Here is a 15,827-nt window from a genome sequence, read left to right as displayed (position 1 = left end):
TTACTGAGATTGAGTTATTACAGCTAAACATGTGAAGCTAACAGTGCTTAAAGCGAAATGGATTGATTAACTATGTGATAAAGGGAGGCCACAATGGCTGATTTCACCACTGAGCAAATCCGTAATTTGGCTGTAATGGGTCACACCAACGCAGGCAAATCTTCTTTACTCGAAGCATTACTGTTTAGCGCCAATGCAATAACCTTAAAAGGCAGGGTCGACAAGGGCACAAATCATGCCGATTTCACTGCCCAAGAAAAAGCCCACCACCACAGCCTAGAACCTTCCTTTCTTAATTTTGACTTCCAAAACCACCATTTAAACGTTATTGATACTCCAGGTTTACCTGATTTTATTGGCAGAGCATTATTGCCTCTTTCTGCCGTTGAATCGGTATTATTGGTGGTCAATGCCAGCACTGGGATTGAATCGGTAACCAAAAGAGCCTTTGAAGCAGCCCGAGCGCAGGGCAAAGCAGTGATCATTGCCATTAACCACTTAGATGGCAACGAAGCTTTAGTTGCTGAATTGCTGACTGATATCCAGCAGCAATTTGGTCATCGCTGCTTACCCGTTAATCTCCCCAATGAAATGGCTAATGATGTGGTGGATTGTTATCTGCATTGCGATCTAAAAGCGAAAACCTTATTCAGCGATGTGGAAACTGCCCGTGATGAACTCATTGATACCGTGCTTGAAGAAGATGAGCGGTTAATGGAGCTGTATTTAGAGCAAGGTGATTCATTAACCCCAGAGCAATTGCATGCGCCGCTAGAAGCCGCATTGCGAATGGGTCATTTAGTACCAGTATGTTTTACCAGTGCAGAACAAGACATTGGTATTAGCTCGTTACTGGAAATGCTGACTAAGTTGATGCCAAGCCCTCTTGAAGCTAATCCGCCGCAATTTATCAAAGGCTTTACTGAAAATGCCACCCCTATTGATGTTAGCCAAAAAGCTGATGACCATGTATTAGCCCATATCTTTAGAGTGTCAATCGATCCATTTTTAGGCCGCATGGGCGTTTTTCGTTTATACCAAGGCACCATAGAAGTGGGCATGAAACTGTTTATCGGTCATAGCCGTAAACCCTTTAAAGTGACTAACATTCTTAAGTTACAAGGGGACCAGCATAGTAACGTCAATCAGGCTATCCCGGGTGATATCTGCGCCATTGCTAAAATTGATGAGTTAGAAGTTGGCGCTGTGCTGCATGACAGCCATGATGAAGATGAATTTCATTTACCTGAGCTGGTATTGCCGCAACCTATTTTTGGCTTGGCCGTGTCTGCAAAGCGCCGCGGTGATGAACAAAAAATATCGGAAGTGCTACATAAGTTAGTGGCAGAAGACCCAAGCTTACAGATTGCCCGTAATGAGGCAGAAGGACAAACTGTGCTGCAAGGCCAAGGTGATTTACATCTGCAAATTGCATTAGAAAAAGCGCAAACGCTGTTTAATGTTGATATGGACACTGACACTCCAGCCATTGCTTATCGTGAAACCATAATGGGTGAGGCGAGCTTTAGATATCGTCATAAGAAGCAATCCGGTGGCTCTGGCCAATTTGGAGAAGTAGAGCTTAAAGTTGAGCCCCTTGAGCGTGGTCAAGGTTTTGAGTTTGTCAGCAAAGTGGTCGGGGGCTCGGTACCCACTCAATATATTCCCGCGGTTGAAAAGGGAATTAAAGAAGCTATGACAGCTGGTGAGCTTGGTGGGTTTCCGATGCAAGACATCAAAGTTACTGTATTAGATGGCAAACATCACAGTGTGGACTCTAAAGAGATTGCCTTTGTGATGGCGGGTAAAAAAGCCTTTATGGAAGCCGTTAAACTTGCTCAGCCAGTGGTTTTAGAGCCTATCGTTGAAATGAATATTTGTGTTGCTCAGCAACATGTGGGCGATATCACCGCCGATATCAGTAGCGAGCGAGGTATGGTGTGCGGCACACAAGCCGATAGCTCTGGCATGGTCACAGTTGAAGTCGAAGTGCCCTTGGCTAATGTCAGTGACTATTCTACTAGACTAAAATCGATGACGGGTGGTGACGGTCAGTTCTCGATGAGCTTTAGTCGCTATGACGTACAACCTCAGCAAGCGGCAAAGACCACCGCGATGGCTTAATCGCCAAGGGTTCACCATGAGTAGTTAATCGTTGCCAACGGCAATAAACGGGTCTTAATCGCAAGCTAATAGGATTAAAACGGCAGGGGCTGTAATGTTCCAGCCGTTTTTATTTATTTGGCGTATTACACAGACTATAAATTCAGTTAGAAACAAGCGACAATGGCTTTTTGTTTTACTATTGAGTTGATTTTGAATTCTGACACCAAGATAAATCTATTTTTCTGTCCGCTTACCACGGCAGTATTGGATCAAGAAACCACCTCATTGGTGTCATCTTGGTTGCCTGCAGATGAAACCCAAAAAGTGAATCGCTATATTCAACAATCAGCCCGTGAAAAAGGCTTAATGGTTAGAGGTTACTTGCGGGCTTTGTTGTCGCGTTTTGCCGATATAAAGCCCAATGAATGGGTATTTGAATATGGCGAAAAAGGCAAACCGCGTTTAACTGATCTGCAATTTCAGCAAACGGGTTTAGGTTTCAACATCAGTCACAGTGGTGACTGGTTATTGGTGGCTATTTATCAAACTAATGCCCCAATGCAAGCGTTTGAGCTGGGGGCGGATATTGAGCGGCGCCGTGATAGCACCAATATTCATTCGATATTAAATCATTACTTTTCTGAACCTGAAGCGGCAGCTTTATTAGCTTTACCAGCAGTGGAGCATAGGGAACGTTTCTTTGATTTATGGACCTTAAAAGAGTCTTACATTAAGGCCAAAGGCTTAGGCTTAGCTTTATCGCTTAAATCATTCGCATTTGATTTTCAATCGGCTGAAAAAAGCGAGCTTAAGCTGAATAAAGGCGCTGTCATACCTTTACAATTCAATGTCTCTTTGCGGCTGATAAATGATGACAAAGAGCGCTTTGAGATTGAAAACCAATGGCATTGTAGTTTAGGTAAGCTTAATGAGAGCTATCGGTTTGCCATTAGCTTTTATAGTGGATGTGTTGCGAACGAGCCTGAATATAACGCTGAAGTAATAGATTGGGCTGAGCTTATTATTGATTCTCATTAAGTTGCCTTAAAGGCATGCCTAAATTGATCGTTAGCTAAGTCGGTTTACCTGCAGATCAAAAAAGGCACTAAAAAGTGCCTTTTAAGTTGTAATATCATTTTTGAAATTACTGTCTCGCTAAACGATGTGTCTCAGGCGGCTGCTCAAAATCACTTCTAAATGGATTAATATCTAAACCTCCACGGCGAGTATAACGGGCATAAACCGTTAACTTAGTGCACTGACAATAGCGCTTTAAGTCAGTAAAAATACGTTCAACACATTGCTCGTGAAACTCATTGTGTTGACGGAACGAAATCAAATAACGCAGCAACTTCTCACGATCGATTTTAGGGCCTTGATAGCGGATCATCACGCTACCCCAATCAGGCTGAGAGGTAATTAAACAATTAGACTTGAGCAAGTTGGATGTAAGCGTCTCAGCAACATGTTTCTCTTCAGTGCTGTCTTCAAGGTACTCAGGTTTAAATTGATAATCATCAACTTCAATATCAAGTTCATCAATACAGTTACCCGGTAACTCGACAATGCGCTGGGTATTAAAATGTTTTGGCTCGATGATTTTTACCGTGACCTCGCCATTGGCACAGCGGCTAAGATCTTGTTGTAAAGTTTGTTGTACTAGTTCAACACTGTCAAAGCGGGTTTGATTAAAGCTATTTAAATAAAGCTTAAATGACTTCGATTCAATTAAGTTATCACTTTCGATGGCAAGGTAAACTTCAATGATGGCTACCATAGGCTTGCCTTTGGCATTAAGCCAAGACAGTTCATAGCCAGTCCAAATATCAGCACCTTGAAAAGGTAACTCAGCCGTTAATGCAATGGCATCTCTATTTAGCTTACGAGGAACCCCTTGCAGCAATGATGCATCATATTCAGCTTGATATTGCGTCGCTTGACCTAAAGTTAAACCTTTAAGTGCTTCAGCATCACTATAGGGATCGTGATTGTGTGTCATCTAGTGTGTTTCCGTGTCAAAATAGGCCTTTATTATAATACCAATTTATATAATTAGGTAATCACTGTACGTGACAAATACACCAATCTATTTGGTCACAAACAATATTGGAGCATCTTAAGTGTCTTGTTCAACATCATTGGATCAATTTTCTAACCGTTATATTCAAGCTTACCAAGATACCTTAGGGGAATTACCGCGATTTTACCCAATGGGTCAAGGGTCTAGTTGTATTGAGGGCCAGTATGATCTTGAATCTGATGAAGCGGTATTTTGGCAGACTGTTAAGCGTAAAAGCACCGCAGACTTTAGTAATGTCGAACATGCTTTAGAGCTTAAGCTGCATGATGATATCAATGATTTTTACGGCCACTTCTTTTCAGCATCACTGTATTTTGATTCAAACTGGGGTGAAGGCGAATTACTGCAAGTTTGGAATCAGCAAGACTTTGAATCTTTGCAGCAAAATATCATTGGCCACTTGATGATGAAGAAAAAACTCAAACAAGCACCAACCTGGTTTATCGGTGTATTGGGTGATGGCGATAATATGCTAACCGTTGATAACGAAGATGGCAGTGTATGGATTGAAGTGCCTGGAAATAAGCCTCATGAGAAACTTACAGCAAGCCTAGCTGAGTTTATCGATAGCCTAACGCCAAGAGTTACACCTGCAATAGAACCTGTAGAAGAAGAGCATGGTCATGTGCCACATCCGGGGATTTGGCAGCGAATGAAAATGATGTGGAATGACTTATTGAGACGAAAGTCATAGATCAACGTTATTAATTTGCGATAAACCAAAAAGCCTGACTTATAGATTAATTAAGTCAGGCTTTTTGTTGAAAAGAAGGTTAATGATGCAGCTGTTCTGATCGATGTTAGATACTTCAGAACAATAACGTTTGAAATTATTACTGATGATCCCATGAGATATTCGACACAATTCTGCATGGCTCACATCTGAAGTGAAACATATCCAATAATGGCTCATCCAATAACCACTGTTTCGATCCACAGCGTGGACAGGCTCGTTCTTTTTCAGACTGTAAACTTTCACCACCAACGCGATAAAGATAATAGTAAGTCGGAATTTTGGTAATAAATTCAATTCTGCCGCGGATATCCCAGCCTCGTCTAAATAAATCACTTTTATGACTGGTCAGTTCTTCTAATGCTGCAAATTCAGCTTTGGTTGCCGCCGCCATTTGCAGTTCATCACAAGCTTGCCACTCTGTTTGCCAGCGAATAACTCGCTTATGGTCGCCATTAAAGCTTGCTGGAATTTGATATAGCGGAATAGGGAGAAGGTTGTCGCCACTTCTTAATGGTGAGCACATATGTACATAGCTGGTGTAAAGCACCTGCCAGCTGGGAGTGTCGATATTACTTTGCTCTGAATTGATATCTTGACCGATAAACTTTTCACGTGGCGCCAATAACTTTGCTTCAGTTAGCATAGTTAATGCTTGTTTGACCCATGGGCTGTTGTTACGGGCTGATAAACTGTTTTTTTCAGGTATTAATAGCCTGACTTTAAACTCACCTTCATTAAATGCGACAGCAAATTCTCGTCCTAATACTTGGCCATTGGCTCTGAGTGCTTCTAGAAAGTTATTAATGGCTTTTTCTGCCGCAGTGATAGTGGTATCGGCGAAACATTCAAATCTGAGTTCAGTGACAAACATGGTTTTCCGTTTTTAGCTGGTTAAATGTATTGAGGATGTGGTGCTTAACTTTCTAATTGTACAATTCGTTTTTCAAGTGCTGCTATCTTTAGGGCAAATTCACTTTCGACAGCGTCAAATTTAGCCTGCCATTTTTGTTCTAGCGCCGTTAATGGGTCTTGAGCCGTTTCAGTATTAGCTGGCTGTATCATGGCTGCTAAATCGGGTAAGTCTTGCCATTGCTCTTTGGGGATGGCTTTAAATTGCTGCAAACCCTGAATAAGGGTTGGCATGGCTATCCGCGTACCTAATTTACCTTTTATTAACGCTAATGTTGGCGTATGACCTGCTACAGCAATGGATTTTGCCGCCGCAAGGACTTGTTCAATTGGACTCATAATTAGTGAAAATCCTTAAATATCGGTAGTGAAATTACTCAAAAAGTGAGACATGGTTTTAAATGGTGAATAAAATCAAGGCTTTAATTTTTGGCACACTTTTAGCTTAATCAGTATTGAGAACAGTATAACTTACTCTGAAAAACAGTTTCAGTAGAAATTACATTAGAACCATTTGAAAGGGACGTATTATGAAAGCAAAATTGGGTGCAGCATTAATTATGGCTATAGCAGCGACTTCACTAACTGGTTGCGTATTGAATGTGGGCGATCACGAAGGTAAGCGTAGTGATTCATATTGGCAAAAACAACAACAAACTAATCGTAATAACTTAGCGAAACTTTCAATCGGAATGGCAAAAGATCAAGTCACCATTTTGATGGGAACGGCTGATTTCAGTGAGGCTTATGTGACCCAAGCTGACGCTGAAAGTCCAAAGAAAGAGGTTCAGGTGTTTTTCTACCGTACTCAATGGAGTAAAGGTGACGGCAAAACCACAAAAAGTGAATGTACCCCAGTTGTAATAAGTGACAACAAATTAGTGGGTTGGGGTGAAACTGCTTACCAAAACATTTAATTTCTTAATAAAACGTCCAGTTGGTCTATTAATTCAGACCACTGGCCGTCTTGATGTAAGGCCTCTTCAATAAAGTGTCTTTGCGATTCTGACCAAAATCCAGCCTGTGCAATGGTGCTATTTTTAGCCAGTTTATGTTGTTCGATAAACTGGTTAATATCTTCCTTAGATGAACTTAATCCTAATTGCTGAAATAAGTGTTCAAATGTTGTCGTTGTCGTATCCATGAGCTTTCACCATGTATGAATGATATTACTTTACTAAGATTAGGTGACCCTATTTAAATTGCAATATGTTTCAAAGTTGTTAAGTTGAGACTATCAACTGGATTAGTTAAGAGTGACATCATGGAAAACAACACTTTGCCCCCGAAAACTCAAGCAGCGCCGTCTTTGGATGAACAAACTAACGATCAACCTAGAGCGGTTTATTTGACTGCGGAAGATCTAAGAGTTGCAGCATCGATTATTTATAATGCCTATCATGATGATCCATTTTTTATTGAAGCTTTAGCCACTGCTAATAAAGCCAATTACGAACAAAAACTGCGGGCTGCAATCAGAGAAGAGCTCACAGAGTTATGGCAGCAAGAGCAACCATTAATTGGTTGGTTTGAAGGCAAACGTCTCATCGGTGTCGCCTGTGTGATCACCCATCAAGTGCCTCTTGGTGAAAGTCGTTACTGGCACTGGCGTTTAAAAATGGTACTCGGCACTGGTTGGAGTTCAACCCAAGCATTTATTAAAAAAGAGCATACCATCTTAGAAAGTTTACCGAGTAAACAATACGGTATTTTACAATTTATCGCTTTGAGCCCTAATGAGCAAAGAAAAGGTAATGGGGCAAAATTAATTCAAGCGGTGTTAAGTTGGTGCGATGAGCAGTTAGAGCTCGATGGGATCGGAGTATTTGTTAACAACGATAAACATGCAGCGCTTTTTATTGGTGAAGGTTTTGGCCATTTGTCTGATCAAACCATTGGCTCTGTTGATGGTGAGATATTAATTTATCAAAGTAAATCGGAGCAATAAATGGCTGATAAACAGTATCAAGACTTTAAGTCGTTTTATCCTTTTTATTTATCACAACATCAAAATGCCACATGTCGGCGCTTACATTACCTCGGCTCTGGACTGATAGTGTTATTGCTGTTGGTGACTCTAGTTAGCCAGCAATGGTGGCAACTATTATTTATCCCTGTCATCGGTTATGGATTTGCATGGATTGGTCACTTTGTATTTGAAAAAAACAAACCTGCTACTTTTGAATACCCGCTATACAGTTTGCTCGCTGACTGGGTAATGTTTGCGCAAATGTTAAAAAAGCTATTCCTCTCAAAGTCATAAACAGGCAAGTTTCACTTTGGCGTGTAAGACTTATCTCACATACCCTGTAAGTTATCTAACTTTAGTCTGTATGCATTCTCTAGCTGAATTTGTTTTTTGCCAATTAAAACATAGCCTTAAGTTTTTAGTTCTGTTTTGGTGACGAGAATTTATTGGTTTGTGAGTAAATGGGGTGTTTTCTCGTCAATGAATTTAGCTAAAATATTCCACAAGGTCGCAACATAAATAAAACAGGGTGTTTTGTTTAATATTGCACTTATAATGAATAGTCATATTGTAAAGCCAACAACCTTTGGTCGTTAATGTCTCAGGATGAGATGAAAATTAAAGGAAGGGGGCTGGTTATTCATTGAGATATTTATATGAGAAAACCTCTTATTAGCTATCTCAAAATATGAATTCAGGACGAAGTCAGGACACGCTCAAGGAAAGGGCATAAGCTCAGTTATGGATAACTGAAACTAGGATGAACCCTCATCAGGATGATGACGGATTGCAGGATGCAGCATACCAGGATGGTAATCTAGGAGTAAAACTGTCAGTCAAAGGGATAGACTGTTCAATGGATTGAAAACTCAAGTATTCAGCAACTGGCAAGAATACAAGGAAATTGAGTAACAGGGAATAAAGGGAGCAGGGAGCAAATAATCGCATGGATGGAGCAGGGAAGCACAATTTAGCCGGATAAGCTAACAGAGCGTAAAATAGGCGCAATCTTAATTTATTAGGATTGCGCTTTTTACATTTTAGAAACACAAATGTTAAATATGTGAATTTTTTTGCAGTGGTTAATTTCCCTAATAGCCAGAGTGTTTGTGCGATATATCTCACAAGGGGTGTAAGCCTTATCGCATTTGAAACGCGCCTTAAATTAGGTTTATTTTAAAGTTGTTGTTTTTATTGATTTTAATTTGACGCCTGCTGGTTTAGTGGTGTTACTACTTTGTAATTACGCTGTAATGTGAATACTTATGACTTACCTGTTGAACCATATGAACTATAATAGATACCAAGAAAGCAAATATGCACAGGAAGTGCTTAAGTTGTATCAATAGGATTATAAGTAAAGTGTTTTCTGCTCTACAGTGACTTTCAAATCAAGGTAAAATGTACGCTATGGACAGTGGCATGATTAAAAGGTTAGTGACAAGAAGTTAACTAATACCCCATCACTGCAGTTTATGGATATAAGCGACTTTATTAGATTGAAGGACATCAATTAAGGGATTTACGCCATAAGGGATTTATGGTGATTGCATTGGATGCAATAACTTGATTAAAGGATGTCATGGAAGAACCCCAAGGATGAATTAAGGACACGCTTAAGGATTTGAGCAGGCTCGGTCAATGGATAATCGAGTAAGATGGAAAGTACTTAAGTGTACAAGGAATATCAAGGATTGAATAAGGATAGCGCTCGGAGCAAGTTAGACGCATGGATGGTGCAGGGAGCACAACAATAGCTGGATGGCTTAACAAAAGCACAAGAGACCGCGGCAATGATTTGTCGCGGTCTTTCTTTTGGCTAGCGTTTAATAAATAACGATTTTCCAGTAAAAAATGGTTTATGCAGTATGGCTTACCTATTGAGTCGTTAAGCCAATAAATTACTTACACTTTCCGGAGTTGCAGCTAGATGCGCCGCCACAACCACCAAACTTACCTTTTGCCATCGGCGCATCCATCCATTCTGGCTCTGGGAAAATAGGCCAATTTATTTTTTCTATTTTTTTACCATGCATTTGGATATGCGCGCGATATTGGTTCATGCCATCGGTGCTAAATTCAAACAAAAATTTAGCACGCCAACAAAGGCCAGTAGTACCACCCAGGCTAGGTCTTGCTGACTCCATTGCGATAGCAAGGAGTTGTACTTTTTGCTTGCCGCAGGCGCTTTCAGCATACTTACGGCTAATTTCTGCCATTTGTCGTAATTGCCAAAAGAATGCGCCCACAACCACGACTGCTACGATTAAAATAAAATCTGACATCATTGGCTTAGTGCCTTAAATAAACCGCCAATAGCCGCTGATAGTTTCTCACTTCGTTCGGTATTTCTTAGTTCAAGCAACAGCGGCTGGCGTAAACTCGGTATAGACACGATATCAGCAAATACTTGGTTAAAGAAGATTTGTGGCTGATTTGCTAAGACTTCTAGATAAAGTTTGCGAGTTTGGTCATCTTTTAATGCAATCCAGTTTCTGGCAGCAATGGTGATCAATAAGTTTTCATCAAGTTGTTGGTAATTAACCAATTGCTTAATGGCTTTTTGAGTTAACTCAGCTTGTGAAGCAAGGGCTCTAAGATAGATATGCTTATGCTCAACCGGCGCTTGAGATAACTTATCAAACAAGGTTTGTGCAAGCACTGCATCAATGGTCACATGTTCTAAGCATTGGCAAATAGCTGCTTGAACTTCAACTGGGGCAAATTCAAAAGCGGCATTAATTTCTGCAGCGTGGTTATGTTGATCTAGGCGCACACAGATGTCGGCAATGCCTTGAAGCCCTAATTGCTGCCACGAGTCATCCACTTTCTTTGGACTTGCTATCAGCGCAGCAAAGTAGCTAGCGGCAAATTGATATTGCGCTGATGGTTGCTGGCTTAATTGACGTTTTACTAAGGCATTAAATAGCGCTAGCTTTTCCTGGCTAGGCTTGAAGCTAAAAGGGTGATTAGCATAGCGCTCTTGTTCTTCATCACTTAATGCTTTGGTTGGATCTTGCCCTAGAGCTTCGAGGATCATTTTGATGAATTGACTGCGCTGCGCTGGAGACAACAAGCCTTGCTCATCCAGTGGCAGCTTTAAAAACCAAATAAAAGGTGGCTGTGCTTCGCGCCAAAACACGATGGCAAATTGTGCATGACCTTGAGTTGGAAAAGGGTAAGGGGTTTTTAATGCTTCAATTTGATTAAACAACATCATATCGATGTTTTCGACTCTGCGGCCTAAATCATAAACCTGAAATTGAGTATTAGCGGTGTCTAAAAATTCACTTAGGGTTTCGAGTTGTGTCATGGTGTTTTTATATAGCGATTAACTTGTGCGTATTATAGGGTTAACTGCCTCCTGATGATATAATTAGTCGCACAAACAATCGTGTTATTTCAAACTTGTGTGAGCGATAAATCACAGTTATGCCGTATATTAAAACAGAGCAATACTTAATTCAGATAGAACAAAACCTTAAAGATGCAAACCTTTGGTCATCGACTAACCCTTCTGCTCAAGCGCTTGCGAGCAGTTCTCCTTTTGCCTGCGATACCATGGGGTTTGAGCAATGGTTGCAGTTTATTTTTATCCCTAAGATGCAACAGCTTATTTGTATGAAGCAGGCTTTACCTACTCAAATAGCCTTAGCCCCTATGGCGGCACATGTGTGGAGTCAGCGTGATGATCTTAATCCTTTGATACGTTTATTGGCTGAGTTAGACACCTTTTTAAGTGAGCAATAACATGATAGATGATGAATATTTCGATGACCAAGAAGATGCAGCGAGCCTTCAAGCTGAAACGCTAGCAGCGGAGGGGCTTGAAGATGAAACACCGCCTGAGTTAGAAATTCTTTTTGAAGATGAGCATCTGGTGGTTATTCATAAGCCGGCTGGTTTGTTGGTGCACCGCAGTTACCTTGCAAGAAAGGAGCGCTTTTTTGCGATGCAACTGACTCGAGACCTAGTGGGCTGCCATGTGTTTCCGGTGCACAGATTAGATAGACCCACATCTGGAGTGTTAGTTTTTGCCAAAAGCAGTGAAGTCGCCAGAGCGCTTTGTGAGCAGTTTGAACATCATCAAGTGACGAAAGAATATATCGCTTTGGTTCGAGGCAATATGCATGAGGCAGGCCGTTTAGATTACGCTTTAAAAGTAGAACTAGATGATGTTGCCGACAAAAAGGCCAATAAAGATAAGCCCGCACAAGAAGCGGTAACTGATTATAAGCCGTTAATGAATGCAGAGATCCCATACAGTTCTGGACGTTATCCCAGTAGCCGCTTTTGCTTAATTAACCTTACACCGCAAACGGGCCGTAAACATCAACTGAGACGACATATGGCACATTTACGTCATCCTATTATTGGTGATACCACCCATGGTGATGGTAAGCAGAATAAGTTTTTTAGATCGCACTTTGAGATAAATCGTTTATGGCTTATCGCTAAGTCAATTCGTTTTACTCATCCTGTGACCTTAGAGAAAATGCATATAGAAACAGAATTGGAGCAAGAATGGCTGAGGATATTTGAGCAGTTTGGCTGGGATGATGCGCTTGATTGCTCAGCACCTATGGATATTGCTTAGTAGGCTATAAAAAATTCTTACGTAAAAACTATCACGTAATAATAAGTTACGTAAGAATCTTAAAGATAAATCCAAGTACTTGGTAAGTGCGCTTATTAAGTACTTTGTTTTAAAGGGGTTTTATTGTGTTTTAACAATAATGCCTTCAACTTCTCGAACTCATCAATTTTTGCAAGTGGCTCGCTAGTATCTTGTTGTTCACATCTAAAGTAAAAGTTTCGCCTAATATGGGCGGCCTTATGCTGGAGTTTGAACAATCTATGCCGGTTGGCTTGGCGCATAACAATAACCTTAACGTTTAGATAAGTTGTTACTTTTGTTTGTATTTCATACTTGCAGCCCAGCGCTGGAATGCAGTATGGTGAAGCTATTAACTCAAATTAGTCAGCATTTAAGCTGTAATAATCAATGCAGTCAGTGAGCTTGGGGAAAAGTATATCATGGATAAAGTTAATATAGTGTTCGGAACAGTGTATGGAAGTGCACAATTTGTTGCTGAAACATTAACCGATAAGATCGCACAATTGGATTTTAATACCCAATTGTTTCAGCCAACTGAGCTATTGGGCTATGTTCCAGCTGAAGATGAATTACTGATCATAGTGACCTCTACCACTGGTCACGGTGACTTACCTGAAGATATTGTGCCATGGTTTAATGAGTTGCGCTCAGTAGCGCCTTATTTGCCTAAGCTTAACTACAGCGTTATTGCCTTAGGTGACTCAAGCTATGAAACATTCTGCGGCGGAGGAAAACAATTTGATGAACTGCTTACTGAACTCGGTGCAACCAGTATTACGCCGCGCCTTGAAATCGATGCCTGTGAAACCATGGAACCAGAAACAGAAGCCACACAATGGATAACAACTTGGCAAACCGCAGTAACCCAGTCGCAAGACAGTTAAGGTTATTAAGCCAGCGGTGGTTTAAATTTGCTCAGCGTCTTAGTCAGGCGCTGTTAATTCCCATCGCCATTTTACCCGCTGCAGGTGTCATGCTCGGGCTTTCTGCCAATCCCCTTCCTTTTATATCTACCGAACTCGCCATCGTGCTTTCGAATGTGGGTAATCTAATTTTTACCATGATGCCGCTATTATTTGCGATAGCTATTGCCATTGGCTTTTGTCAAGACCAAGGTATTGCCGCCTTTGTCGCAGTTTTTGGCTTTGGCGTTTATATTTCAAGCCTTGGAGCAATGACAACCCTTTATCACTTACCCTCGAGGCCCATTTGGGGGATGGAGACAATGGATACCGGAATTGCTGGTGGTGTGCTCATTGGCGCGCTGACTTGTTTGGTGGTGCGATTGAGTGAAAATGTAAAACTGCCAGCAGTGTTCTCATTTTTTGAAGGCCATCGAAGCGCTGCGTTAATCATTATTCCATTTTCCATGCTGATGGCGTTCATCTTAGCTTTTATTTGGCCCACACTGGCCTATGAAATCGATTCTTTATCCTTATGGGCTGTATATCAAGAGCCTGCTGTCGCCTTTGGTGTTTATGGCGCCATTGAACGATTACTTATTCCATTGGGCCTACACCACATTTGGAACGCGCCATTTTACTTGGAAGTGGGACAATATATTGATGACGGTAAATTGGTGAGAGGTGAAATAGCTCGCTATCTTGCTGGTGATCCTGCTGCGGGTAATTTTGCTGGGGGTTACCTCATAAAAATGTGGGGACTCCCTGCTGCAGCGTTGGCTATTTGGCGTAGCGCGGATAAATCTGAACGTAATCGCGTTGCCGGGATTATGCTGTCAGCGGCAACCGCAAGTTGGTTAACTGGGATCACCGAACCCATTGAATTTGCCTTTATGTTTGTGGCGCCGATATTGTTTTTAATTCACGCCATTCTGACTGGTGTGGCCTATAGCGTTTGTGTTTTGCTTGAAGTAAAACACAGTGTGGTGTTTTCCCACGGACTGATTGATTTCAGTTTGTTGTTTGCTCAATCAAGTAATACTCAATGGATTTGGTTTTTAGGGCCATTAACGGGGTTTGTTTATTATCTTTTATTTAGGGTGAGTATTGTAGCATTTAACTTAAAAACCCCTGGGCGGTTAGAAGCTGATGGTCACGGCAATAAAGAAAGCCTACGCAGCATGATTAGTGCTCTTGGCGGGGCAGACAATATTGTTGAATTAAATGCTTGTTTAACCCGCTTACGCATTACAGTCGTGAATCCAAAACTTGTCGATAAACCCAGGTTGATGCGCTTAGGCGCGAAAGGGGTGATCAAAGTGGGGCATGGAGTACAGGTTGTATTTGGGACTAAGGCGGAAAGTTTGCGCAAACTACTGCAAAAGTACCTAGACACCCGTAAATGATTATTAAAACCTCATAAATATAGCAACTCTTTTAACTATTTAATAATTAGGTTGCTATAAAAAAATCAATTATTGATATATCTGGTTATTTAATTACATCTCCCATAAAAGCTATGTTAAAAGTAAAATATAGTTTTTAGCCAGCTGCATTTTATTTGAATGTAAACGTCATCGATTTAATTCTTGTGAGCCAATAGTTTATGAAGTCTAAAAGTAACCCAGTTAACAATACAGCAAGCCTAGAGCGAAAAATTTTGATCACTGATTGTGAAGATGCAAAAGGCCTTATCGCTAAAATTACCGGGGTGTGTTTTGCCCATAAGCTAAATATTATTAAAAACACCGAATTTGTTGACCATGAACAAGGACGCTTTTTTATGCGTACTGTGCTTGAAGGGCAAATTAACGATCAGCAGTTATTGGCCGACTTAACTGAGGTGCTGCCTCTACAAAATCACATGAAGCTGGTGGATGCAGGCCGAAAACGTATAGTCATTTTAGTCACCAAAGAAGCCCATTGTTTAGGTGATATTTTAATGAAGTCCTATTATGGCGGTTTAGATGTTGAGATCGCTGCAGTGGTGGGTAACTACGATGTGTTGCAAGGCTTAACTGAAAAGTTTGATATTCCATTTCATCATGTTAGTCATGAAGGTTTAGACCGAGCCCAGCACGAGCAAGCGATGCTTGAGGTTATAAAAAACTATAATGCTGATTACATTGTATTGGCAAAATATATGCGAATTTTAACTCCTGAGTTTGTCGCTGAGTTTCCCAATACCATTATCAATATTCATCACTCATTTTTACCGGCATTTATTGGCGCCTCACCTTATCGTCAAGCGTGGGAGCGTGGGGTAAAAATCATTGGTGCGACAGCCCACTTTGTCAATAATTGCTTAGATGAAGGGCCTATTATCAAACAAGATGTGATTAATGTTGATCATAGTTTCAGCGCAGAAGAACTCGCTCATAATGGCCGCGATGTTGAAAAAAGCGTGCTGAGTAAAGCCCTGCAGCTTGTCCTTGATGAACAAGTAGTAGTCTATGGTAACAAAACCGTGGTTTTTTAGACTTTTAATGAAGTAACAAAAAGGTCTG

General features: G+C 40.9%; 17 protein-coding genes. 11 read left to right on the top strand and 6 right to left on the bottom strand.

The features are described 5' to 3' along the window. The first annotated feature begins 93 nt into the window (after window positions 1-93). Both fusA and BCU94_RS19875 read left to right on the top strand, forming a co-directional pair. The gene (fusA, locus tag BCU94_RS04370; RefSeq protein WP_102475708.1) at window positions 94-2,124 is read left to right on the top strand and encodes an elongation factor G; all 2,031 of its coding nucleotides are present in this window, start codon (window positions 94-96) and stop codon (window positions 2,122-2,124) included. Between the two features lie 192 nt (window positions 2,125-2,316). Then, complete coding sequence (locus tag BCU94_RS19875) at window positions 2,317-3,144, top strand: 4'-phosphopantetheinyl transferase superfamily protein (protein WP_277869087.1); 828 nt, start codon at window positions 2,317-2,319, stop codon at window positions 3,142-3,144. Window positions 3,145-3,250: 106 nt separating this feature from the next. Here the strand turns inward: BCU94_RS19875 and queF are convergent, their stop codons facing one another. Further along, window positions 3,251-4,105 carry an NADPH-dependent 7-cyano-7-deazaguanine reductase QueF gene (queF, locus tag BCU94_RS04360; protein WP_102475707.1) on the bottom strand — a complete coding sequence of 285 codons (855 nt, stop codon included), beginning with the start codon at window positions 4,103-4,105 and terminating at the stop codon, window positions 3,251-3,253. 121 nt (window positions 4,106-4,226) lie between these two features. Between queF and syd the strand changes: the two genes are divergently transcribed. After that, window positions 4,227-4,880, top strand: coding sequence for a SecY-interacting protein (syd, locus tag BCU94_RS04355; protein ID WP_102475706.1), 654 nt, complete (start codon window positions 4,227-4,229; stop codon window positions 4,878-4,880). Window positions 4,881-5,019: 139 nt separating this feature from the next. On the opposite strand, the gene BCU94_RS04350 is transcribed toward syd, so the two are convergent. Both BCU94_RS04350 and BCU94_RS04345 read right to left on the bottom strand, forming a co-directional pair. Next, a complete protein-coding gene (locus BCU94_RS04350; RefSeq protein WP_102475705.1) occupies window positions 5,020-5,793 on the bottom strand; it encodes a Zn-ribbon-containing protein in 774 nt (257 codons plus the stop codon). A 44-nt stretch (window positions 5,794-5,837) separates the two neighbouring features. Beyond that, on the bottom strand, window positions 5,838-6,170 hold the full coding sequence (locus BCU94_RS04345) for a hypothetical protein (RefSeq protein WP_102437528.1): 333 nt from the start codon (window positions 6,168-6,170) through the stop codon (window positions 5,838-5,840). Between the two features lie 191 nt (window positions 6,171-6,361). On the opposite strand from BCU94_RS04345, the gene BCU94_RS04340 reads away from it, so the two are divergent. After that, the gene (locus BCU94_RS04340) at window positions 6,362-6,748 is read left to right on the top strand and encodes a DUF3192 domain-containing protein (protein WP_102475704.1); all 387 of its coding nucleotides are present in this window, start codon (window positions 6,362-6,364) and stop codon (window positions 6,746-6,748) included. Here the strand turns inward: BCU94_RS04340 and BCU94_RS04335 are convergent. Beyond that, window positions 6,745-6,975: a DUF2789 domain-containing protein gene (locus BCU94_RS04335; protein ID WP_102437524.1), complete on the bottom strand. Its 231-nt coding sequence runs from the start codon at window positions 6,973-6,975 to the stop codon at window positions 6,745-6,747. The genes BCU94_RS04340 and BCU94_RS04335 overlap by 4 nt on opposite strands. Window positions 6,976-7,140: 165 nt before the next feature. Between BCU94_RS04335 and BCU94_RS04330 the strand changes: the two genes are divergently transcribed. Together BCU94_RS04330 and BCU94_RS04325 are read left to right on the top strand one after the other, a co-directional pair. Next, complete coding sequence (locus tag BCU94_RS04330) at window positions 7,141-7,779, top strand: GNAT family N-acetyltransferase (protein ID WP_102437597.1); 639 nt, start codon at window positions 7,141-7,143, stop codon at window positions 7,777-7,779. After that, window positions 7,780-8,094 (top strand): DUF962 domain-containing protein, encoded by a 315-nt coding sequence (locus BCU94_RS04325; RefSeq protein WP_102475703.1) that lies wholly within the window; start codon window positions 7,780-7,782, stop codon window positions 8,092-8,094. A gap of 1,607 nt (window positions 8,095-9,701) precedes the next feature. Here the strand turns inward: BCU94_RS04325 and BCU94_RS04320 are convergent. Both BCU94_RS04320 and BCU94_RS04315 read right to left on the bottom strand, forming a co-directional pair. Further along, a complete protein-coding gene (locus BCU94_RS04320) occupies window positions 9,702-10,088 on the bottom strand; it encodes a DUF3301 domain-containing protein (protein WP_102437520.1) in 387 nt (128 codons plus the stop codon). Continuing rightward, on the bottom strand, window positions 10,085-11,113 hold the full coding sequence (locus BCU94_RS04315; protein WP_102437518.1) for a DUF3549 family protein: 1,029 nt from the start codon (window positions 11,111-11,113) through the stop codon (window positions 10,085-10,087). Before BCU94_RS04315 ends, BCU94_RS04320 begins: the two co-directional genes overlap by 4 nt. A gap of 119 nt (window positions 11,114-11,232) precedes the next feature. Between BCU94_RS04315 and BCU94_RS04310 the strand changes: the two genes are divergently transcribed. From BCU94_RS04310 to purU, 5 genes are all read left to right on the top strand, one after another. Then, window positions 11,233-11,550, top strand: a complete 318-nt coding sequence (locus BCU94_RS04310) for a YqcC family protein (RefSeq protein WP_102475702.1) — start codon at window positions 11,233-11,235, stop codon at window positions 11,548-11,550. Between the two features lies 1 nt (window position 11,551). Next, a complete protein-coding gene (truC, locus tag BCU94_RS04305; protein WP_102437514.1) occupies window positions 11,552-12,397 on the top strand; it encodes a tRNA pseudouridine(65) synthase TruC in 846 nt (281 codons plus the stop codon). Window positions 12,398-12,837: 440 nt separating this feature from the next. Then, a complete protein-coding gene (locus BCU94_RS04295; protein WP_102475701.1) occupies window positions 12,838-13,302 on the top strand; it encodes a flavodoxin in 465 nt (154 codons plus the stop codon). Continuing rightward, a complete protein-coding gene (locus BCU94_RS04290) occupies window positions 13,254-14,726 on the top strand; it encodes a PTS transporter subunit EIIC (protein ID WP_102475700.1) in 1,473 nt (490 codons plus the stop codon). Before BCU94_RS04295 ends, BCU94_RS04290 begins: the two co-directional genes overlap by 49 nt. A gap of 200 nt (window positions 14,727-14,926) precedes the next feature. Further along, window positions 14,927-15,799, top strand: coding sequence for a formyltetrahydrofolate deformylase (gene purU, locus BCU94_RS04285; protein ID WP_102437509.1), 873 nt, complete (start codon window positions 14,927-14,929; stop codon window positions 15,797-15,799). Window positions 15,800-15,827 lie beyond the last annotated feature (28 nt).

Origin of the sequence: Shewanella sp. 10N.286.52.C2 (assembly GCF_002874545.1) — a bacterium.
GTDB lineage: Bacteria > Pseudomonadota > Gammaproteobacteria > Enterobacterales > Shewanellaceae > Shewanella.
The sequence above is the reverse complement of the archived record's forward strand: the minus strand, read 5'-3'. Positions and strand labels throughout refer to the sequence as shown.

What these genes read in the sequence shown, in the direction of transcription:
- purU (WP_102437509.1), top strand. Translation starts at nt 14,927, where the DNA reads ATGAAGTCTAAAAGTAACCCAGTTAACAATACAGCAAGCCTAGAGCGA.
- queF (WP_102475707.1), bottom strand. Translation starts at nt 4,105, where the DNA reads ATGACACACAATCACGATCCCTATAGTGATGCTGAAGCACTTAAAGGT.
- BCU94_RS04340 (WP_102475704.1), top strand. Translation starts at nt 6,362, where the DNA reads ATGAAAGCAAAATTGGGTGCAGCATTAATTATGGCTATAGCAGCGACT.
- BCU94_RS04320 (WP_102437520.1), bottom strand. Translation starts at nt 10,088, where the DNA reads ATGATGTCAGATTTTATTTTAATCGTAGCAGTCGTGGTTGTGGGCGCA.
- BCU94_RS04345 (WP_102437528.1), bottom strand. Translation starts at nt 6,170, where the DNA reads ATGAGTCCAATTGAACAAGTCCTTGCGGCGGCAAAATCCATTGCTGTA.
- fusA (WP_102475708.1), top strand. Translation starts at nt 94, where the DNA reads ATGGCTGATTTCACCACTGAGCAAATCCGTAATTTGGCTGTAATGGGT.
- BCU94_RS04290 (WP_102475700.1), top strand. Translation starts at nt 13,254, where the DNA reads ATGGATAACAACTTGGCAAACCGCAGTAACCCAGTCGCAAGACAGTTA.
- BCU94_RS04350 (WP_102475705.1), bottom strand. Translation starts at nt 5,793, where the DNA reads ATGTTTGTCACTGAACTCAGATTTGAATGTTTCGCCGATACCACTATC.
- BCU94_RS04335 (WP_102437524.1), bottom strand. Translation starts at nt 6,975, where the DNA reads ATGGATACGACAACGACAACATTTGAACACTTATTTCAGCAATTAGGA.
- BCU94_RS04315 (WP_102437518.1), bottom strand. Translation starts at nt 11,113, where the DNA reads ATGACACAACTCGAAACCCTAAGTGAATTTTTAGACACCGCTAATACT.
- truC (WP_102437514.1), top strand. Translation starts at nt 11,552, where the DNA reads ATGATAGATGATGAATATTTCGATGACCAAGAAGATGCAGCGAGCCTT.
- BCU94_RS04325 (WP_102475703.1), top strand. Translation starts at nt 7,780, where the DNA reads ATGGCTGATAAACAGTATCAAGACTTTAAGTCGTTTTATCCTTTTTAT.
- BCU94_RS04310 (WP_102475702.1), top strand. Translation starts at nt 11,233, where the DNA reads ATGCCGTATATTAAAACAGAGCAATACTTAATTCAGATAGAACAAAAC.
- BCU94_RS04295 (WP_102475701.1), top strand. Translation starts at nt 12,838, where the DNA reads ATGGATAAAGTTAATATAGTGTTCGGAACAGTGTATGGAAGTGCACAA.